We start from the raw sequence: 20839 nt of genomic DNA, 5'->3' as shown, positions 1-20839 counted from the left end.
TTTTAAAGTTTTTACCATTAAAATAGTGTTAATATAGTACTATAGTAGAAGGAAGATAAAGGAATCTATAATTTCTGTTCTATCTTATCAAATTGTAGAAAAGTGGTGTTTCCTATGTGGTTTGTTGCTCTTGGGTTAATCATCCTCCTTTTAGTAGCCATTATTAGTGTACAATATTACCAATTGGCTAAAAGAAAGGAGCAATTGGATTACGTAAAACCGCTTATTGAGACAGTTAAAAATGTGAAAGATATCATTTATTATTGCGAAACACCGCAATTAAAATATCGTTACTTGAGCCCGGGAGTAAATCAGTTAGGTCCCAATACGCATGATGAGCATATGAAAAATCCTTATAAAATTTTAGAAATTGTTCATCCGGAGGATCGTGAAAAGCTAGAAAACAAAGTTTTAGGAAAGGTGGATTTTAGTAAACCGTTTACTATCCGCCTTTTAAATGATAAGGGGAACTATATTTGGTTTGAGGAGTATGCAACACCGGTATATAAAGATGGAAAGTTAGTTGCAGTACAAGGAATCTTCCGAAATAATGATGAGAAGATAAAATTACAAAAACAATTGGAATATGAAGTTTCTCACGATGGATTGACAAATGTCTATAACCGTAGCTTTTTCCAAACGAAATTAGGATTATATAATAAGGTAAAGGATGTCCCGATGGGCATCATTATCTGTGATTTAGATCAACTAAAATATATTAATGATAATTTTGGACATCAAACTGGAGATAGACTGATTATTGAAGCAGCCAATATATTAACGAACTGTGCCAATGAAGAGATGATTATTGCTCGAATAGGTGGAGACGAGTTTGCAATACTCTTACCAAATGTAGTGGAGGAAGATGTTGTCACGTTTATCAATAAAGTAATTCAAAATTTGAATTATCACAATACTTTTAATGAATCCCTTCCAATTCATATGTCTATAGGGTATTCCTATATTCCCTCCTCTATAAGAAATATGGAATGCTTATATAGTGAAGCAGACCATCAAATGTACACAGCAAAGAATGCTAAAAAGGTATTAGCGAAATTAAGAAAATAACTTGTACTTAGTCTTCATGTATTTTTACTAATTTTTAAAGAATACACTGACTACGCGAAAAAGCGTTTGTCATAAGTCTGAACTCTGCACTTGGTCTAGTGCAGAGTTTTTTTACAAAAAAGATTAAATTAAAAATTTTTCAGATTAATCGTCTTTTTGAATTTCAAAATTTGCATTTAATAATGCCCAATTTTGAGGGTATGGGTAGCCTAATGCCCAATAACTGATGCCTCTAAGGTTGTATTGTTTCACGATGTCGAATTTGGCTTGGGCGCTTCGGGCATCTTCAAACCAAACCTCGTGACCTTGCCCCTGTTCGTCAACATACCGGAAAAATGGCGACTGGGCAGTTTCGTTGTATCGGATGATCGAATTAAATTTTGTAGCACGACGAACAGCTTCTTGAGGACTGAAGGTTTCAGCAGTAGCTCCTTTTGTATGTGGAATCTTCCAGTCTCTTGCATAGATTTGAAACCCTAGATAAATTTTATTAGCAGGTATGACAGATAAAGCGTATTCCACTACTCTCCGCATTTGGTTGATTGGTGAAATCGCTTGTGGTGATGCACCTCTCCATCCCCATTCATAAGTCATAAGGATGACAAAATCAGCAATTCTTCCATGTGCCTCATAGTCATGTGCTGTATATAATAATCCTTCTTGTGAACTACTAGTTTTCGGTGCTACTGCTGTTGAAACAAAATACCCTTGCGGATGTAAACGGTCTACTGCCAATTGAAGAAATTGATTATAGTTTTCACGATCCCCAGGCCGTACGTATTCAAAGTCGATATTTAATCCTTTGTAGCCTTTATCTTTCATGAGTTGAAGTACATTTGTAAGTAATTTTTCTCTTTTTTCAGGGCTGGATAATACCGTGTGAGCAAGGTTTGATCCTGTTGAAGTTACGGATAAATTTGTAATGGCTAACATTGGAATAATATTTTTAGCATGTGCAGCAGCAAGCATTGAATTATCTGCAAATGGCTCAAGGGACCCGTCTTCTTTAATTATATAAGCAAAGGGACTAAAAATAGTAAGAAAATTTCCAATTTCATTTACTGTTTCCGCAGCCTCATCATCTTTTTGATACGAATAGGCGTTTACTTCAATTGATGGTTTTCTTCTCGGGATCGTTATGTGGGCGCCTGCGTTAATGAGATTGGGATTTGGAAGTTGATTTTCAGCGAGGATAGCTTGAATCGATGTACCGTAAAGGTTAGCGATTTGAAATAAGTTCTGGCCAGGTTGAACAATGTGAACAATAGGCGGTATATAGAGTGTTACACCTGTATATAAGAGGTCTGGATTAGTGATTTGATTTGCATTTATAATGGTATTTACTGAAACACCGTAATTACGAGAAATAGCCCATAGATTTTCATTAGGTTGAATAGTATGAAGTACACCACCAGTAGGAATGACAATCGCTTGCCCAATTAATAATTGATTTGGATTCGGTAATTGGTTTACTTGTTGGATGGTACTCTGATGTACATCATATCGTTCTGCAATCTGCCAAAGTGTTTCACCACGGCTGACAACATGAATAAGCACAACACAAGCCTCCCCTTAAATATATTCAATAGGTACTATATGAACTACAAACTGAGAAAATCAATCATTAAAAGAATAGATTAATTCTTAATCCAACTAAAAAACATGAATTCGTAGTGCTTTTCGAATTCATGTTTTGTTACTATCAGTTCTCTTTTCGAATAATAAAGCTTAAATGTCTGCCGCTCCTTTTATCTTGTCGATAAGAGAACCCTTCATCACTTTGAAATGTGCATGTTTGATCAATGAGTATATTTTCTGACGGAATCCCTGCTAATTCACATTGTTTTTTAACGGTTAATTGATTATCGATATGGTATTTATTTGTCTCTTCGTTAAAATACATAAAGTCATTTGCATATTCAAGTGCTGCAAACTTTTCATATACATCTGCATCTACTTCAAATTTCTCCTGGCTAAGGGCCGGTCCAAGGATTACATTAATATCCTTTGGATTACTTTGATGTTTTTCAATAATTTGTTGAAATACTTTTAGCGTAATTTCCTTAACAGTCCCCTGCCATCCCGAATGAATAACCCCTGTAAGTCCATTTTCTTCATTATAGAAAATTACAGGAACACAATCAGCCGTAAATGTACAGAGCAATGTATTGGATTCAAATGTATAAAGTGCATCTGTGTTTGCAACTGCATCATCCGTTCTTAGAGCTCCCCGTCCTTTATCTTCTAAAGTGACCTGATGAACGTTTGCGCTATGCGTTTGATTCGCACAAACGAAATCATTGATATCACAATTTAAAGAAGAAGCGAGTTTTTGGCGATTTTCAATGATATTCATGGGATTTTCACATACATGAAGTGCCATATTATTCTGTTCAGGACTTTTTTCATCCTTTAGTGTTGTCCCTGCCAAAAATTGATTATTGTCTAAGTAATATTTTAAGCTCATTCCATCACCCCGTTTCCATCATATTATACATCTCACTTCTAAATCAAAAAAACAGAATATTATATTAACAAAGTGTTCCATGTGAAACAATGGGCGTTCTGTAGTTATTTTGAAATCTATTAATCTGTAAAAATAGTATCTTAATAAATCATAATAAAAAGTATTCTTATTTATCTATTATTCTAACCAGAGATTACTATTCCTATACAGGAAAATTATCGGTAATATGTAATTCATGGTTTTTCTTTATTATTGAATATGTGTCCAGCTCACAGCTATAAAAAAGAAGGTGCCTCATAATGAGAGACACCTTCCGAATTTCTTGGCGGATAGGAAAGTATAAGTTTTAAAAGAAATCAGCATAAGAAAAGACATCAACTCGACCTATCCTGGTCGAGTTGTGTTTTTCTAATTAGTCTTCTTCGATATCTTTACGATTTTTCTTTAACATTTTAGAAAGAAGCTCGTAAACAATAGGAACGATTACTAATGTTAACAATGTAGAACTTAATAGACCGCCGATTACAGTTATAGCAAGGTCGGCTGACATTAGTCCACCGCCGCCGCCAACACCAAGAGCCATTGGCATCATTGCTCCGATTGTAGCGATAGCAGTCATTAAGATTGGTCGTAAACGTGTCGCACCAGCTTCTAGGATCGCCTCACGCATCACCATTCCATCACGTTCCATATGAATAATACGGTCTACTAATACAATCGCATTTGTTACAACGATACCAATTAACATTAATAGCCCCATCATTACTTGAACGGAAATTGTATGGTTTGTTACAAATAAACCGATGAATGCACCGATTACTGTAAACGGTAATGAGAATAGAATAGCAAATGGCGCTAGACCTTCACCAAATGTTACAACAAGGATGAAGTATACAATAAGAATTGCGGCAATCATAGCAACGCCTAATTGTGTAAATGTTTCAGCCATGTCTGCTGCAACACCGGCAACTCCACTTGTTACACCTTTTGGTAGATCAAGATCAGCAATTTTTTCATCCGCTTCTCCAGATGCTACAGAAATATCATCACCAATGATCGTACCTGAAACTGTCGCATAGTATTCACCAGCAGAACGAGATAGAGTATTTAAAGTTGTTCCTTTTTCTAATTCCACTAATTCAGATAATGGCATATTTGTACCAACAGCTGTAGGAATTTCAGTATTTAAAATATCGTCAACTGATTCTGGAGCAGCCTTTGCTTCACGTTGAATAATAACTTCAATTTCATCTCCATCATTTTCAACTTGAGTTAATACCTCATCAGAACCTGTATTTGATAAAGCCATTACAATTTGTGCAGTTGTAAGGCCATATTGAAGGACATGCTCTTGAGATACTTTAAAGACGTTTTCCACATATGGATCTTCTGCATCAGAAGTGATATCTTCCAAGTTTTTAACTTCTCCTAGAGCATTTTCAACTTGGTCAACTGCTGTCATTAAGTCATCTAAATCTTCACTATAAAGTGTATAGCTTACTTCGTTTGATGACATAGACATTGAAGTGAAGTTTTGCGATTTCCATTCACCGGATTGACCTATATTGAATACATACTCTTCGATCTCTTCTCTTACTTCAGGGAAGTCTTTCATATCTGGGTCAAAGATTAGGTACATTAATGCACCGCCTCCGCCACCCATCATCATAGCAGAAGGGTCTGTGTTAGTCGCATCTGTAATAGATAATTGAAGAACATCGATATCTTCGCGTTTCAATAATTCTTGTTCAACTTTTTCAATATTTGTTTCTGTTTCTTCAGCTAGCTCTCCTGCTGAAGGAGTATAAGTTAGATACATAACTTTTTCTTCTGCGGAACCCATGAAACTAAATCCTATTAAAGGTGTAAGTGCAAGAGAACCAACTAATATAACAATGGCAATAATGGATGTAATCCATTTATGGTTTAACGATTTTTCTAGAACACCCTTATACCATAAAGCCAGTTTTCCAACTTCTTTATGGGCTTTTTCAGTTTTCTCACCATAAAGCTTCTTACGGAATAAGAAATGAGATAGTGCCGGTACGATTGTAATCGCAACAAGTAAGGATGCACCTAATGCAAATGCCATTGTTAATGCAAACGGCATGAACAGCTCACCAACCATACCACCTACAAATAGAAGTGGGGCAAATACTGCCACTGTTACTAATGTAGAAGAAAGGATTGGTTTAAACATTTCAATTGTTGCTTCGCGGATTAAAGCACGGCCACGAAGTTTTTCTTCTTTTAAGTGCATACGACGGTAAATGTTTTCTACTACTACGATTGAGTCATCGATAACACGACCAATAGCAACCGTAATCGCACCTAATGTCATAATATTTAATGTGATATCTAACCAGTTTAATAATAGTAAAGCCATAAAGATTGAAACTGGAATAGAGATTATCGAAATAATAGTAGATTTAAAGTCGCGTAAGAATAAAAGAATGATTAATACTGCGATTAATCCACCGAATACAGCCTTTTCAACCATTGAGAAAACTGAATCCTCAATTGGTTTACCTTGGTCTAGAGATAAATCAACAACTAAACCATCAATATTGGCTTCTTCTTCTTCCATTAAATCCTTTACTGCATTTACTACGGTTACAGTGTTAGCCTCTTGCCCTTTAACAATTTGGATTGCAATTGCATCTTCACCGTTCGTACGTGAAACAGATTGAACTTTACCAACTGTTTCGATTTTTGCAATATCAGTAAGTTTTACAAATGGTGTTGGGTTTTCAGCAGTTGGTGTTACTGGGATTAGCATCTCTTTTAATTGATCTACTGTTTGGATATCCCCATCAACGGATACAGCTTCTTCCCCTTCAACAAATTCATATAAACCTAATGATAAAGCCATATCACTCGCTTGAACCATTTGCTTTACAGTATCTTCTGTTAAGCCAAGTGAAGCCATTTTCGCATCATCAAATGTAAATTCTACTTCTTCAATATGTTGTCCAGTAATAGTAGCAGAAGCTACACCATCAATTTTCTCAATCTTTGGCAGTAGGATATCTTCAACAGTTGACGTTAAATCAACAATATCTTCTTCAGTACTACTAACTGAAAGCGCAACAACCGGCATCATATTCATGCTAATTGCCATAATCGTAGGTGATTCTACTTCTTCAGGTAGAGTAACACCATCAAGTGCTGATTCTAATTGACGTTTTTTCTCATCCATATCAACGCCATATTCATATTCAACCTGAATTTGTGAGACGTTTGATGAAGAACTTGAGTAAATTGCGTTAACGTCCTCTAAGCCTTCAACAGCCTTTTCCATCGGGATCGACAATTCGTTCATTACTTGTTCTGGGGTAGCACCTGGATAGACACCCATAACAATTAAGTAAGGAATTGAGATGTCAGGGATTGACTCCATCTTCATTCTTGAAGCGGAATAAATACCAGATACCGTGATAATAATTGTTAGCAACCATACAGCTAGTTTATTTTTCAGTACAAAATTTACTAAACCCTTCACTTTTACACCTGCCCTTAAAAATTTGACTCCTATTTTACATTTATTTATACTAATGACTAATTGGTCAGTTGTCAAATGAAAGAGTAGGGGTGTTTTAATTGGTAAAAAAACAACTCATAATGGAGAAATCGCTAGAGTTGTTTGCTGAAAACGGTTTTGAAGCAACATCGGTACAGCAGATAACAGAGCGATGTGGGATATCAAAGGGAGCTTTCTATTTATATTTCAAATCTAAGGATGAGCTTATTTATAGTTTAATTGACCAGTTTATGACTGGTATTCTAACAGATCTTGAACAGGCAGTCAGTGAGACGCAATCACGTGAGGAGCTGTTATATAATTTTCTAAACATCGCATTAGGTGAATTCCAAAAACAAGCGAATTTTGCTAAGTTTTTTATAACAGAGCAAGTACTATCCTATAATAAGGATCTTTTTGAAAGAATGCAGAATTACATGGCCATGTTCAATAGAATAATTTATTCAATTGTTGAAAGACAATTTGCACAGACGCCATCGAAAATGTACTTAGATTTAGTATTTACTATTAATGGTTTAGTCAAAAGCTATTCGGAATTATTCATAATTGATGATTATAAGTTGAATTTAAATTTGTTATGTAGGTCAATTGTTGAAAAGGTTACGATTATTGCTGAAAAAGCAACAATCCAAATCGTTACACCGGAGTATTTATCCTATATAAATAAAGTCCCTAAACTAACAAAGGAACAATTGATTGAACTAATAAATACTATACAGGCAGAGATTCTAGATGATGCACTTGTTGAAGAATCTTTACAATTATTAAAAGAGGATTTACATGAGCCGACATTAAGCAGAGTCGTGCTTGAAGGGTTGTTAAAAAATATAAAAGAGCATGAACATTGTAAATGGTGTGCCTATCTTTACCAAAAATTTTTACAAAACGAGAACTAAAAAAAGTGAGTCCAATTTAGAAGAGGACTCACTTTTCATTTAATGATTTAATTTACTGTTTTTTCGTCCATAGATGAAATAGAAGATTAACCCAATCACAAACCAGGTACCACAAGCAATCCACGTATGAATTGATAATTGTGTAATTAAAAATAGACAAGCAAAGAACGATATGATTGGAAGCACTGGGAACAATGGAACCTTAAAGCCACCTGATGGAATCTCCTTGTTTTTTCTTAAGTAGAGCACACCAATCGAAACAATCATAAAGGCAAGTAATGTGCCCATATTAACTAACTCTGCTAGTTTATTTAACGGAATAAATCCGGCACAAAAAGCAACCGCAAAACCAAAAATCCAAGTATTTAATACTGGAGTTTGATTTTTAGGGTTTACTTTATACAGCATTTTAGGAAGTAGACCGTCTCGAGCGATCGCGAAAAGAAGTCGTGATCCGCCATATAGCATGACAAGGATTACTGTCATCATCCCTGTTACAGCACCTAAAGAAATAACCCCCGCAATCCAATCCTGACCAACAAGTTGAATTACAAAGCTCACAGGATTGCTTACGTTTAACTCTGTATAAGGAGCAATTCCGGTCATTACTAAAGAAATTGTAATATAAAGCAGTGAACAAACTAATAATGAACCGATAATTCCAATTGGTAAGTTTCTTTGTGGATTTTTTACTTCTTCTGCTGCAGAAGAGACAGCATCAAATCCTAAGAAAGCAAAGAACACTAAAGCGGCACCAGCTAAGACACCATCAAAACCAAATGGCATAAATGGTTGCCAATTATCAGGCTTCACATAAAATACCCCAACAATGATAAAGAGAAGAATTACTCCAACTTTAACAAAAACCATAATTTTATTGATTTTCGCAGATTCCTGCATGCCTCGTGAAAGCAAATAAGAAATAGCTAAAACGATTAGTACAGCTGGTAAGTTAATATATGTTCCACCTGCAGGATCAAATGGCCCGGACAAACTGTGTGGAATCGTAATATTAAGTCCTTCTAACAAAGAAGTTAAATAAGAAGACCAGCCAGTTGCAACCGAGGCAGCGGCTAAACCGTATTCTAATACAAGTGCCCAACCTACAAGCCACGCGATAATCTCGCCAAATACAATGTATCCATATGTATAAGCACTCCCCGTAACTGGGATAGCAGAAGAGAATTCGGAATAACACATTCCAGCTAAAGCACAAACAAAAGCTGCAATGATGAAGGAAAAGACAATAGCTGGACCAGCGTGTGTTGCAGCGACAGTTCCCGGAAGTATGAAAATTCCTGTCCCAACAATTGCCCCTACGCCGAGCATGATTAAATCAAAAGCCCCTAACGTTTGTTTAAGCTGAGTGCCTTCTCTCTTGTTTAATAAATCACCAATCTGTTTTTTTCTAAATAAATTCGACAAATTTAACACCTATTCTTTTTGAATTATGAGAGAAATATACTATGGTTCACTACTTGGGTCAAATCCTTATTAAATATTTTGACGAATTTGCTCGAAATTATATATATTTTATAACATTTTTATTGAGAATAACTTTTGCTTTTCTGCAAACAATAAAGAAAATAATTCGGCTATTTAGAAACTTGGGTGATAAAAATGAAAGAAGAAAATGAATTAACGCTCGTAGAACATTTAGAAGAATTAAGAAAAAGGGTAATTATAGTTGCAGTCACGTTAGTCTTATCACTTCTTATTGGATTTTGGTTTGCGCCAAAAACGTTAAATCTTATTAAAGACCAGCCAACAGCTCAAGGAGTTGATTGGAATCTATTTGGGTACACAGATGGATTAATGATTTATGTGAAGTGTGCACTCATCTTGGGTATTTTGATTACACTTCCTATTGCCTTGTGGCAGATATGGCTGTTTGTAAAACCAGGATTAAATGAGCGGGAAGCAAAGGGGACAATTTTTTATATTCCTATCTCGTTTTTCTTATTTTTAATAGGGATTAGTTTTAGTTATTTTATTTTGTTTCCTTTAATGCTCAACTTCCTTTCTAACGTAAATGTTTCGATTGGTGCTATCGAAACCTATGGGATTCAGCAATATTTCTCCTTGCTATTTAATCTCACGATTCCAGTTGGACTTGTATTTGAGTTGCCAGTGGTCATTCTATTTTTAACGAACATAGGAGTCATGACACCAAATAAATTACGGAAAATGCGAAAAGTTGCTTACTTTATTTTGATAATTGTAGGCGTTTCCATTTCTCCACCAGATTTTATTTCAGATATTGTCATCATTATTCCGCTATTGCTGCTATTTGAAATAAGCATCAGCGTTTCTAGCTGGGCAGAAAAGAAGAGGAAAGAAAGGGAACTATCTTACTCTGATAATGGTGAATTAACTTAAGGGAATTTAGAAGAAAAAAGGAGGGGTATTTTCATGGCAAGTATAGGCGTACCAGGATTAATAATCATTCTTGTCTTGGCATTAATTATCTTTGGACCATCAAAATTGCCGCAATTAGGTAGAGCGGTTGGTGATACGCTAAGAGAGTTTAAAACATCCACGAAAGATGTAATGGATGATGTATCCGAGGACTTGAAGATGGATAAAGCAAAAGAGTTAGAAAAAATTAAAAAAGTATAAATCATAGTTATAGAAGAGAAGTCAGCAATTTAGATTTCTCTTCTTTTTCTGTTAAATAGGAAAGGGCGCAAATTATTATTCAAATATAATTTAAAGTTTTGTAAAGAAATACTTAGAATGCTGTATAGCGTTTTCCCATTTGATAAGATTTATGAAAAAAGAGGAGCAAAAGACCAACATTGATGAATTCAAATCAAAGATCAACTTCGTTTAAAGCTTTATTTGAGATATTTAAAGTTTCAACAAAACTAGGTTTTACATCCTTTGGTGGACCAACAGCACATCTAGGTTATTTTCATGGAGAATATATTCAGAGAAAAAAATGGATTGATGAAAAAGCGTATGCAGAGCTGGTTGCTCTATGCCAATTTTTACCTGGTCCTGCCAGCAGTCAGGTAGGAATTGGCATTGGTGTAATAAGAGGTGGTATCTTAGGAGGCGTTATATCGTTTTTAGGATTTACTATGCCATCCGTCATTGCATTAATTATCTTTGCATTGCTTGTACAAGGTTTAGATGTCAGTGATGCAGGGTGGATACATGGGCTCAAAATTGTGGCTGTTGCGGTGGTAGCTCATGCCATTTTAGGAATGGCGAAAAATTTAACACCTGATTTATCGCGAAAGGCCATTGCCATCTTTGCTATAGCTTTTGTCTTGTTATGGCCAGTAGCATTCGCACAAGTATCTGTCATTGTACTAGCAGGGGTATTGGGGTACTTTCTTTTTCGACAAGTAAATGAGGAAAATGCTACTAGCTTAACATTTCCTATTACCAAGAAATTGGGTGCTTTCTGTATTACGTTATTTTTTGGTCTATTGATTTTCCTTCCAATTCTAAGAGAGTTAACTTCTTTCCGGTTGGTGGCAATGTTTGATAGCTTTTATCGGGCAGGGGCTCTTGTTTTTGGAGGTGGACATGTGGTGCTACCTTTACTAGAGCGGGAGTTTGTACCAACGGGATTCATTAGTGAAGAAGCATTTTTAGCCGGGTACGGAGCTACACAAGCAGTACCGGGTCCCATGTTTACCTTTGCAGCATATATAGGAGCTGTCATGGATGGTTGGCTAGGAGGTATTCTTGCAACAGCAGCAATCTTTTTACCAGCATTTTTACTTGTTTTTGGGGCATTACCCTTTTGGAATGCACTACGTAAAAATGGAAAAATGAAGGGGGCATTCATGGGCATGAATGCTGCGGTAGTAGGGATATTAATCTCTGCTCTATATGATCCAATCTTCACATCTGCAATCATTAAACCATTGGATTTTGTTTTGGCTGTTTTACTATTCAGTATGCTGACTTACTGGAAGATGGCCCCCTGGATTATTGTAATAACCGGCATTGTAGGTGGAATGATAATATCTCTTATATAAATAAATCCGTTTCAGAGGGGAAGTCCCTAGAAACGGATTTTAATTTTGGCTTACGATTTAGTTCCGGAAATCCCCTTATAGACTTCTACAACAGTTTCAATAATTTCATCTGGGAAGTCATAATCGAGAGTGTGGAGACCTGGATGATTTTCACCGCTTCCTACATAAAAATAAGAACCCTTGACTTGTTTTAAATATTCACCAAAATCCTCTGAAGCACGGTATGGTTTCGGCAATTCCTCCCATGCCAGTCTTTTTTTTGTACAAACATTTCTTACAATGTCGGAGCATTCCTTTGTGTTGACTGTTTCCGGGAAAATATCATTGTATTGGAAGCTTACTTTAATACCTTGTGCTTCACCTAGCTGCTTTGCAAAGTCTTCAAGTTTTTTTTGCAACTGATTTAATTCGTCTTCTATTTCTGCACGGATCGTCATTTTTAAAGCTCCACTATGGGCAGCAATTCCATAGTTTTCTGAGCCAACATCAATTTGAATAATTGTACAAAGAACGAGTCCTTCGTTATTTTCAGAAGAAGTAAATTTAGGTATAGCACCAATTATTTTTGCAATGGCATACGAAGGATTGATACCTTTTTCCGGCTCGCTAGCATGTGAAGGCAAGCCAATCATCTTAATGGACATTCCGCGGGAAGCAAAATGAGCTGTCCCATCAATAATACTTACTGTTTTTAACGGAATACCCGGCATGTTATGAAAGCCATAGATTTCATCAATCTTTTCCTTTTGAAGTATTTCTTGTGCCTCAATTGCACCCTGTGCGGTTTCTTCTGCGTGCTGGAAAAGAAAGAAAATATTATGATCTGCTCCCTTTTGATCCACCTCAAGTGCAAACCCGGCTAATGAGGAAGAGTGACCGTCATGACCGCATTTATGGGCAACTCCAGGAATAGTAGACCCCCAAGGAATATCTATGGTTTCCGGAATAGGAAGGGCATCAAAGTCCGCGCGGAAGGCAATATTCTTTTTCCCTTCACCTGCTCGGTAAGCAGCATAAAAATATTTCTTCCCTTCATCAATTATTTCAAGATTGGGAGTGTGCTCTTTTAGGAAGTTAATTAATCGTTGTCTCGTCCAAACCTCTCCATAGGATAGCTCGGGATGTGTATGCAATTCGTGTCGTAAATCTGTAACTAATTGCAGGTTTTCCTTCTCCATTAAAATCTCTCCTTTTTAAAGTGCTTTTTCAATAAGGGGACTATATTAAATGAGAAATTTGCAATTCTAAGATAGTAAAATGTATTGAAAAAAGTACTGCCTATTTTATTATATTGTTAAAGATTCCAAGATTTAAATTAATTGAGCTTAAAATGGAGGAATAATTATAGGAGCTCTAAAAGGTACGGATAAATTACTGAGGCAATTCGTAAGGGGGATAAAGTTTATAATAATGAGCAAAAGCTAGCAGATGCAGTTCATAAACTGAATTTAGTTAAGCACATATGCTGCATCAAAAACAAAACCAGATAGAGAAAGTGTTTTCTCTATCCGGCTAAATCTTGGAGGTCGATTAGATGCAGGCCAGTAAAAGTTTAACGACCTTGCCAAGTGTGTATTAGATCGTTGTTTTGTCCTCTTGCAAAAACATCTGTCCTGTTAGGGCCCCAAGAAACGGCTGCCGGAGCACTAGTGAGATTGCCGCCAATGGATTCCCAGCTATCCCAGCGAGAACCATTCCAAGTGCGTTTATATAGACGGTTGCCTGTTCCTCTAACGAAGACGTCAAGATGATTTGCACGGCGTGATGAAACTGTTGGCGCACTAGTTAATGTTCCACCAAGGCTTTCCCAATCACTCCAATTATTTCCGCTCCACCATTTGTGTATTAAATCATTGTTTTGTCCTCTTGCAAAAATGTCTATACGGTTAGTTCCCCAGGAAATAGCTGCAGGTTCGGAGTTTAGATTTCCACCAAGGTCTTCCCACTGTTCCCAATTCGATCCGTTCCAAGTTCTCTTATAAAGTCGATTGCCAGTTCCTCTAACAAAGACATCGAGTTGGTTGGCACGGCGTGAGGATGCAGCAGGACCGCTTGTAAGTGTGCCGCCGAGATTCTCCCAATCATTCCACCTTACACCGTCCCACCATTTATGATATAGTGCGTTATCTGTTCCTCTAACAAAGACATCGATGCGATTTGGCCCCCAAGAGACAGCGCCAGGTACAGAAGTTAAGACGCCACCAAGATTTTCCCAGTTGCTCCAACGGTTACCGTCCCACCAAATATGGTAAAGTGCATTATCCGTTCCTCTAGCAAATACATCTAAGCGATTTGCGCCCCAAGAGGATACAGTAGGAGCACCTACAATAGTTCCGCCAAGACTTTCCCAATCAGCCCATCCTTGACCAGGAGTTGGAGGAGGAGTCGGACCTGGACCAGGGCTTGGTTGATTTTCTCTAAGAATGTTTAATGTAATCTCGATGACCCTTGTTAATACTCTATCTAATGTATTTAAAGGAATATTCATTGAGCGAACTAAGGAATTAAACCAAGGAGTTTCCCTCTGGAATTGTGTATATACCTGACTAGCAGTTTGATTCATATTTGCTTGATTTCTAGTAAAGTTTACGACATAAAAAAAGAACGTTTCAGCTAATTGGCGGTTTACTCCGGCTTGCTGTAGCTGGGTGTAAAGATTTCCGTGCTGACTGCGTATTGTTTGCATAATCTGTTGAACACTTGGTTTTTGTTGCGGGTTTCGCTGTACATACTGAGGGTGTATTGGATTATACGGGTTGATCGTATTCGTTTGGTTCATATTCACCGGGACATATTGCGCTTGATAATAGGGATAGCCATTATACATAAGACTAAAAATCCTCCGTTTTTTCATTATTGTATGCACTGATGAAAAATTTGGGAATGAGGGTATTAGAAATATAATGTCAATGAACGAAGGACGTAAGGTAGAAGGGGATTTCATTTCATAGATTGATTTTCGTCCTTTTTAGTAAAAAGCTGAGAACGTTTGGGTCTTTCAAGAGGCGTAATATTTATGATGAAGTAACAAATGATTAAAATCAAAATAACTAATGTAAAAATTAATGTGTCGAGGGGATGTTCGTGATCCACAATGATTAATCGTACCATGGCAGTAATTCCGATGTAGAGAAAATAACGAAGGGGAAAATGGTAGTCATCCTTAAAATATTTAACAATCATGGTTATAAATTCGAAGTATAGGAAAAACAGGAGAATATTAGCGAGGAAGTGCGTGTAATCGTAACTATCCCCTAATAATAAAATTTTTAAAAACTCCAATATTTCCTTTAGTAGAAGGAATGATAGAATGAAAGCTAAAATAATCAAGCAAAAATTCAAAAACCATTGTAAAACAGTGGGGAATAGCATTATAGAAATTTTCCATTCCACTTTTTTCATCATATCACTCCTCTTTGAAATTGTATGATCTCTAATAAATTTAATGATATGAAGAAAGAAGCTCTGTAATGATAGGTAAAAGTTAATTGTAGTAAATATTGTAAAAAGGTACAATTATTGTAGGGTGAAAGGGCTTAATTTGAGAAGGAAAAAAAGAAGGGTAAGAATGAAAAAATTATGAGAGAAACTGTAACAGAAATGAGTGCTAAAAGATATTACATGATTATCTATCTATTGATGGTCATTATGATTGTGGGGTTATACTATAAAAATCCACTGTATGGAGAAGGACATGTTGGATACTATTTCCATCTATTGTTTGCAGGTTTATTTTCTGCTTGCATATTAATTTATCCAAAATATAAAACGAGAGTTTTGCGTTGGTTAATTGTTTTAGTATCTACTTTACTATTCTATACATTATTTTTAGTTTACCCTGAAACAGGCTCAACTATTTTATTGATTTACTTTATACCGGCTATCGCAATTATATTTTTTGATAAGAAGCTGTTTTATACCTCTATTATTCTGAATCATATATTAATTGTAGGTGCAATTGCTTACATAATCAGTAGCGGACAAGAAAGTTTGTATCCTAATGTAACAGGTGACACCGTTGGAAATATTATCACTTTTATTGGAAGTCAAGTATTTCTTTACTTCATATTTTACTATACATCAGAGCGTATTGCTAAATTGAAGCTATATTATGAGCAAGTAAAGCACGCTGAAAGATTGAAAACAACAGGAGAGCTGGCAGCGGCAGTAGCGCATGAAATCCGTAATCCTTTAACAGTAGTTAAGGGGTATCTACAGCTATATGAACAAGATGAATCCGTAAATAATACGATGAAGAAAAGTCTGCCCATGTTAATAGAAGAACTAGATAGTGCCGAACAAGTCATTTCACAGCTGCTATCGTTATCACAACCAGCGAAAAAACTAATAACAGAGAATGTAGATATTCAGAAAGCTATCAACAGTGTGGCCGAATTACTTCAATCCTATGGTATTTTAAATGATAATAAAATTGAAGTGGTGGTTGAAGCAGATAGTTTTATAGAAATCAATAAAATGGAGCTGCATCAATTACTGGTTAATATTGTAAAGAATGCAATAGAAGCTTCTAATGTTGGTGGAACAATAACTGTGACAGCCAAAAAAATAAAAGACAATATGGTAGAAATAAAGGTAACCGATCAGGGGATTGGCATGTCTGAGGAACAGATTGCTTTACTAGGGACACCGTTTTACTCATTAAAGGCAAAGGGAACTGGCCTCGGTTTGATGATTTGTAATAATATTGTAGAAAAATATAATGGCTCGATAGTTTATAAAAGTTCAAAGGGAAATGGGACAACCGTTGCTATTTGTTTCCCATCCAAAAAGTAACTGTTCATCATAGATGAAGTCATAATCAGGGATTCCATCTCCCCTTTATAGGAACAGATTTTATGAAATAACCAAGTAATTGTCTAAGGCGAAATCTCCAGGTAATACTATATATTAAAAAAAACAAATGGATTAAATAGATTTGGAGGCAGTAGGATGGGTATTCAAAAGATTTCAACTAACTTATGGTTTAATACACAAGCAGAAGAGGCAGCCCACTTTTATACATCAATATTCAAGGATGCATCAATTGGGAAAATAACACGTTATGGAAAAGAACGCCATCCTATTGAGGGTCTTTCTGAGGGAGATGCCATGACAGTCGAGTTTCAGTTGGAAGGAAATTCTTTTGTCGCTTTAAATGGCGGCCCCCAATATCAATTTACTGAAGCTATTTCCTTTATCATTAACTGTGACTCTCAGGAAGAACTTGATTACTATTGGGGGAAACTTTCTGCGGGTGGAGACGAAAAAGCGCAAGTTTGTGGTTGGTTGAAGGATAAGTATGGTATTTCATGGCAGATTGTACCGACAATGCTTACAGGATTGTTAACAGATGCGGAAAGTATAAAGTATAATCGTGTCATGAAGGCTTTACTGCAGATGAAAAAAATTAACATTGCCGAATTAGAAGAAGCTGCTAAAGAGGACTAAATGTTAGTTCTGAAAATTTTAGGACAAGTATCATTGTTTTGGGAGGTCTAACATTGCCTGGTATTGTTGAAAAGCTTAAATTACAAAAATATAAAGAGGTTGCCTTACTTCAGGTTCCAGAAGGTTCTACACATTTTGAAGAATTGTCTGACTACGATTCACAGCTAGTTGAGTCAAAATCCTATGATCTTATCTTTGCTTTTGTTTTAGATATGATGTCTTTACAATCTGTTGTAAATGAAATAATAGAAAAAGGTGTTCTAAGCAAAAAGGGTTATATCTATATAGCTTATCCTAAAAAAGGGAATAAAGTATATTCTACATTTATACATCGAGATGATTTAATGGCAGGGTTAAATGCAGATGAAGAGGGCTATATCAAAGAAAGTACGATTAAATTCGCCCGAATGGTGGCATTGGATGATGTGTTTACGGTAGTAGGATTGAAGGAAGATGCTAAATCCAAAAATACCCAATCGACCAAAGCAAGTCAATGTGTGGATGATTACATCGAGATGATTCCGCAAATCGAAAAGGATTTGCAGGATGTACCTGAGGTTTTAGAATTTTATCAATCGTTAACACCTGGTTATCGAAAGGATTGGGCGCGCTATGTTTATAGTGCAAAACAGGAAACGACAAAAGAAAAACGCCGCAATGAAATGAAAAATATCTTAAGTGAAGGGTACAAAAGCCGAGATTTATATCTTCAAAAAAAATAAAACCGCAAAACTGACTTTAGAATGTTAAGATTCTGGTCAGTTTTTCTTTTGGAAAGAATCAGCACACAAAGAAGCTTTAAGAAAAGTAGTTAGAGAGAGTTCTCGTGCATCCAATAACTCGATATCTTTTTTTAGATAGATATTAGTTGAAGGTTATAGCTATTAGAATAATATTCAATCCATCTATTTATAGTTTAAGATGACTTTCTTGCGCGTGAATGCAAACAAAACTATCTATTAAAATAATGATTACAACTAAAATTCCATTAAAGAATATAGCTATATTTCTAAAATATCTAAATTTACTAAAAAATCATACTAGACTAAATATAAAGAATGTTTTACAATCATAAAGTCAATTGATTGAAGATAAATTTCAATTTAGCTGCTGATTTCAGAATATTTAGATTACCTATTGATGTTAATTAATCTGAATATTATAATTATTAAAACTTATAAATCTAGGCATCAAAATTTCGGGGGGAAATTACAATGGCAGAAAAGAAAACATTAAAGAGATTTGCATCAGTATTTTTAGCAACATCATTAATCGCAGGAGCTCTAGCGGGTTGTAGTTCTAGTGAAGGGACATCAATAGAAAGCGGAGGTTCTTCATCAAGTGAAAGCAGCGATGTGATTAAAATTGGTGCGAACTTAGAACTTTCAGGCGCGGTTGCATCTTATGGTTCATCTATTAAAGATGGTGCGGAGTTAGCGATTGAAGAAATTAACGCTGCTGGTGGAATTGATGGAAAACAAATTGAATTTGTACCAGTTGATAATAAATCGGAAAACGCAGAAGCGACAAATGCCGCTATTAAACTAGCAACTCAAGATAAAGTTACAGCAATGATCGCTCCAGCTACTTCAGGTAACGTAATTGCAACAGCTCAAATTGCAAATCAATATAAAATTCCAACTGTTACTGCTTCAGGAACAGCTCCAAATGTAACAGAAAATGAGGATGGAACAATCAATGATTTTGTATTCCGTACATGCTTCATTGATCCATTCCAAGGAATTGTTGCAGCAAACTTTGCATCAAACGAACTTGAAGCAAAAAATGTAGCAATCTATGCAGATAATGCATCTGACTATGCAAAAGGATTAGCGGCGTCATTTAAGGAACAAATCGAAGCAAATGGCGGAACAGTAGTAGCTGAAGAAGCTTACGTTGCAGATGATACAGACTTTAAATCAACTTTAACTCGTATCAAATCAGCAAATCCAGATTTCATCTTTATCCCTGGATACTATGAAGAAGTAGGTTTAATTGTTAAACAAGCTCGTGAATTAGGTATTGATGCACCTTTAATGGGGGCTGATGGTTGGGACTCTCCAACTCTAGTAGAACTTGCAGGTGCAGAGGCACTTAATAACACATTCATTACAAATCACTATTCTTCTCAAGATCCTGAAGAAACAATTCAAGGTTTCGTTGAAGCATTCAATACAAAATACAGTGAGTCACCGAACGCATTCCACGCACTTGGCTATGACACTGTTTACTACATTAAAGATGCAATCGAACGTGCAGGCTCAACAGATGGCGAAGCGATTCAAAATGCTTTAGCTGAAACAAAAGACTTAAGCTTAATTACAGGTACATTCTCAGTTGACGAAAAACACAACCCAGTAAAATCCGCAACAGTACTAGAATATGTTGACGGTAATCAAAAGTTCAACTCTAAAGTTAATCCGTAAATTTACGTTTAAACGAATGGAACAAATGAGGGGGGCGAGTTTAGCCTCCCTTTTTACAATTAGATAATTAATTCATTCAGCTAAAGAATTGAAGGGAAAAGGAGTGAGAGCTCATGGAATGGATTCAACAGTTAGTAAATGGAATATCATTGGGTAGTATTTACGCATTGATTGCATTGGGATATACAATGGTGTACGGGATCATTAAGCTGATCAACTTTGCTCATGGTGACGTATTCATGCTAGGAGCGTTTATTGGTTTTTATGCTATTGCAAGATGGGAGATCGGGTTCTTCCCAGCGCTAATTATTTCCATGGTACTATGTGCAGTTATTGGGGTAATAATTGAACGTGTTGCTTATAAAAGGTTACGAAATGCAACTCGTATCGCAGCCCTTATTACAGCTATTGGTGTTTCATTATTGATTGAGTATACCGTAATATTCTTCCGAGGAGCATCTCCTGAAGCATATCCAGAGGTTCTTCCAAAAACATCATTTGATATTTTAGGTGTAAGTATTAGTTCAATTTCAATATTAATTTTAGCAGTAACCATTGTTTTAATGATTTTGCTGCAATTTATTGTCCATAAAACAAAAATCGGAAAAGCAATGCGTGCGGTATCACTAGATCCAGATGCAGCCCGTTTAATGGGAATTAACGTAGATAATACAATTTCTGCAACATTTGCTATTGGTTCTGCTTTAGCGGGAGCAGCCGGTGTTATCTTCGGTGTTTACTATACTAGAATTGAACCGTTAATGGGGGTTTTACCTGGATTAAAAGCATTTATTGCGGCTGTATTTGGTGGTATAGGAAGTATCCCGGGAGCAATGGTTGGAGGCTTATCTTTAGGTGTAGTTGAAACCGTTGTAAGTGCATTAGGTTTTTCTTTATGGCGCGATGCGGCAGCATTCGTTATATTAATTTTAATTTTAATCTTGAAACCATCGGGTATATTCGGCAAAAATACTCGAGAGAAAGTGTAGGTGAGGTGG

The 20839-nt window shown here is 36.0% G+C and carries 17 protein-coding genes; 10 read left to right on the top strand and 7 right to left on the bottom strand.

What is annotated here, in order from left to right; genetic code table 11:
- The first annotated feature begins 114 nt into the window (after nucleotides 1-114).
- Nucleotides 115-1068: a sensor domain-containing diguanylate cyclase gene (locus C1N55_RS19920; protein ID WP_137730392.1), complete on the top strand. Its 954-nt coding sequence runs from the start codon at nucleotides 115-117 to the stop codon at nucleotides 1066-1068.
- Nucleotides 1069-1212: 144 nt separating this feature from the next.
- Here the strand turns inward: C1N55_RS19920 and C1N55_RS19915 are convergent, their stop codons facing one another.
- From C1N55_RS19915 to C1N55_RS19905, 3 genes are all read right to left on the bottom strand, one after another.
- Nucleotides 1213-2625, bottom strand: a complete 1413-nt coding sequence (locus C1N55_RS19915; protein WP_137730391.1) for a LysM peptidoglycan-binding domain-containing protein — start codon at nucleotides 2623-2625, stop codon at nucleotides 1213-1215.
- A 145-nt stretch (nucleotides 2626-2770) separates the two neighbouring features.
- On the bottom strand, nucleotides 2771-3535 hold the full coding sequence (pgeF, locus tag C1N55_RS19910) for a peptidoglycan editing factor PgeF (RefSeq protein ID WP_137730390.1): 765 nt from the start codon (nucleotides 3533-3535) through the stop codon (nucleotides 2771-2773).
- Nucleotides 3536-3947: 412 nt separating this feature from the next.
- Complete coding sequence (locus C1N55_RS19905; RefSeq protein ID WP_137730389.1) at nucleotides 3948-7037, bottom strand: efflux RND transporter permease subunit; 3090 nt, start codon at nucleotides 7035-7037, stop codon at nucleotides 3948-3950.
- Nucleotides 7038-7135: 98 nt separating this feature from the next.
- Here C1N55_RS19905 and C1N55_RS19900 point away from each other — a divergent pair, with 98 nt between their 5' ends.
- Nucleotides 7136-7972 carry a TetR/AcrR family transcriptional regulator gene (locus C1N55_RS19900; protein WP_137730388.1) on the top strand — a complete coding sequence of 279 codons (837 nt, stop codon included), beginning with the start codon at nucleotides 7136-7138 and terminating at the stop codon, nucleotides 7970-7972.
- A gap of 39 nt (nucleotides 7973-8011) precedes the next feature.
- On the opposite strand, the gene C1N55_RS19895 is transcribed toward C1N55_RS19900, so the two are convergent.
- Nucleotides 8012-9397: a branched-chain amino acid transporter BcaP gene (locus C1N55_RS19895; protein WP_137730387.1), complete on the bottom strand. Its 1386-nt coding sequence runs from the start codon at nucleotides 9395-9397 to the stop codon at nucleotides 8012-8014.
- 195 nt (nucleotides 9398-9592) lie between these two features.
- Between C1N55_RS19895 and tatC the strand changes: the two genes are divergently transcribed.
- From tatC to chrA, 3 genes are all read left to right on the top strand, one after another.
- Nucleotides 9593-10351: a twin-arginine translocase subunit TatC gene (tatC, locus tag C1N55_RS19890; protein WP_137730386.1), complete on the top strand. Its 759-nt coding sequence runs from the start codon at nucleotides 9593-9595 to the stop codon at nucleotides 10349-10351.
- A gap of 33 nt (nucleotides 10352-10384) precedes the next feature.
- A complete protein-coding gene (gene tatA, locus C1N55_RS19885; RefSeq protein ID WP_137730385.1) occupies nucleotides 10385-10591 on the top strand; it encodes a twin-arginine translocase TatA/TatE family subunit in 207 nt (68 codons plus the stop codon).
- A 182-nt stretch (nucleotides 10592-10773) separates the two neighbouring features.
- Complete coding sequence (gene chrA, locus C1N55_RS19880) at nucleotides 10774-11967, top strand: chromate efflux transporter (protein WP_137730384.1); 1194 nt, start codon at nucleotides 10774-10776, stop codon at nucleotides 11965-11967.
- A 50-nt stretch (nucleotides 11968-12017) separates the two neighbouring features.
- Here chrA and C1N55_RS19875 read toward each other — a convergent pair whose 3' ends face one another.
- The 3 genes from C1N55_RS19875 to psiE form a co-directional block, all read right to left on the bottom strand.
- The gene (locus C1N55_RS19875; protein ID WP_137730383.1) at nucleotides 12018-13145 is read right to left on the bottom strand and encodes a M20 metallopeptidase family protein; all 1128 of its coding nucleotides are present in this window, start codon (nucleotides 13143-13145) and stop codon (nucleotides 12018-12020) included.
- Nucleotides 13146-13519: 374 nt separating this feature from the next.
- A complete protein-coding gene (locus tag C1N55_RS19870; RefSeq protein WP_205758494.1) occupies nucleotides 13520-14794 on the bottom strand; it encodes a PLL family lectin in 1275 nt (424 codons plus the stop codon).
- A 113-nt stretch (nucleotides 14795-14907) separates the two neighbouring features.
- On the bottom strand, nucleotides 14908-15369 hold the full coding sequence (gene psiE, locus C1N55_RS19865) for a phosphate-starvation-inducible protein PsiE (protein WP_137730710.1): 462 nt from the start codon (nucleotides 15367-15369) through the stop codon (nucleotides 14908-14910).
- A 177-nt stretch (nucleotides 15370-15546) separates the two neighbouring features.
- On the opposite strand from psiE, the gene C1N55_RS19860 reads away from it, so the two are divergent.
- From C1N55_RS19860 to C1N55_RS19840, 5 genes are all read left to right on the top strand, one after another.
- Complete coding sequence (locus C1N55_RS19860) at nucleotides 15547-16761, top strand: ATP-binding protein (protein WP_137730382.1); 1215 nt, start codon at nucleotides 15547-15549, stop codon at nucleotides 16759-16761.
- Between the two features lie 156 nt (nucleotides 16762-16917).
- Complete coding sequence (locus C1N55_RS19855; protein ID WP_137730381.1) at nucleotides 16918-17415, top strand: VOC family protein; 498 nt, start codon at nucleotides 16918-16920, stop codon at nucleotides 17413-17415.
- Between the two features lie 53 nt (nucleotides 17416-17468).
- A complete protein-coding gene (locus tag C1N55_RS19850; protein WP_137730380.1) occupies nucleotides 17469-18137 on the top strand; it encodes a YdeI/OmpD-associated family protein in 669 nt (222 codons plus the stop codon).
- Nucleotides 18138-18629: 492 nt separating this feature from the next.
- Nucleotides 18630-19841: an ABC transporter substrate-binding protein gene (locus tag C1N55_RS19845; RefSeq protein ID WP_137730379.1), complete on the top strand. Its 1212-nt coding sequence runs from the start codon at nucleotides 18630-18632 to the stop codon at nucleotides 19839-19841.
- 113 nt (nucleotides 19842-19954) lie between these two features.
- A complete protein-coding gene (locus C1N55_RS19840) occupies nucleotides 19955-20830 on the top strand; it encodes a branched-chain amino acid ABC transporter permease (RefSeq protein ID WP_137730378.1) in 876 nt (291 codons plus the stop codon).
- Nucleotides 20831-20839: the final 9 nt, after the last annotated feature.

This window comes from Lysinibacillus sp. SGAir0095 (assembly GCF_005491425.1).
Taxonomy (GTDB): domain Bacteria; phylum Bacillota; class Bacilli; order Bacillales_A; family Planococcaceae; genus Ureibacillus.
This window is presented reverse-complemented; position numbering and strand designations above follow the sequence as displayed.

Bases quoted from the DNA above. Each gene is read 5' to 3' on its own strand.
- C1N55_RS19920 (WP_137730392.1), top strand. From the start codon at position 115: ATGTGGTTTGTTGCTCTTGGGTTAATCATCCTCCTTTTAGTAGCCATT.
- pgeF (WP_137730390.1), bottom strand. From the start codon at position 3,535: ATGAGCTTAAAATATTACTTAGACAATAATCAATTTTTGGCAGGGACA.
- tatC (WP_137730386.1), top strand. From the start codon at position 9,593: ATGAAAGAAGAAAATGAATTAACGCTCGTAGAACATTTAGAAGAATTA.
- tatA (WP_137730385.1), top strand. From the start codon at position 10,385: ATGGCAAGTATAGGCGTACCAGGATTAATAATCATTCTTGTCTTGGCA.
- chrA (WP_137730384.1), top strand. From the start codon at position 10,774: ATGAATTCAAATCAAAGATCAACTTCGTTTAAAGCTTTATTTGAGATA.
- C1N55_RS19875 (WP_137730383.1), bottom strand. From the start codon at position 13,145: ATGGAGAAGGAAAACCTGCAATTAGTTACAGATTTACGACACGAATTG.
- C1N55_RS19870 (WP_205758494.1), bottom strand. From the start codon at position 14,794: ATGTATAATGGCTATCCCTATTATCAAGCGCAATATGTCCCGGTGAAT.
- psiE (WP_137730710.1), bottom strand. From the start codon at position 15,369: ATGAAAAAAGTGGAATGGAAAATTTCTATAATGCTATTCCCCACTGTT.
- C1N55_RS19860 (WP_137730382.1), top strand. From the start codon at position 15,547: ATGAGAGAAACTGTAACAGAAATGAGTGCTAAAAGATATTACATGATT.
- C1N55_RS19855 (WP_137730381.1), top strand. From the start codon at position 16,918: ATGGGTATTCAAAAGATTTCAACTAACTTATGGTTTAATACACAAGCA.
- C1N55_RS19845 (WP_137730379.1), top strand. From the start codon at position 18,630: ATGGCAGAAAAGAAAACATTAAAGAGATTTGCATCAGTATTTTTAGCA.
- C1N55_RS19840 (WP_137730378.1), top strand. From the start codon at position 19,955: ATGGAATGGATTCAACAGTTAGTAAATGGAATATCATTGGGTAGTATT.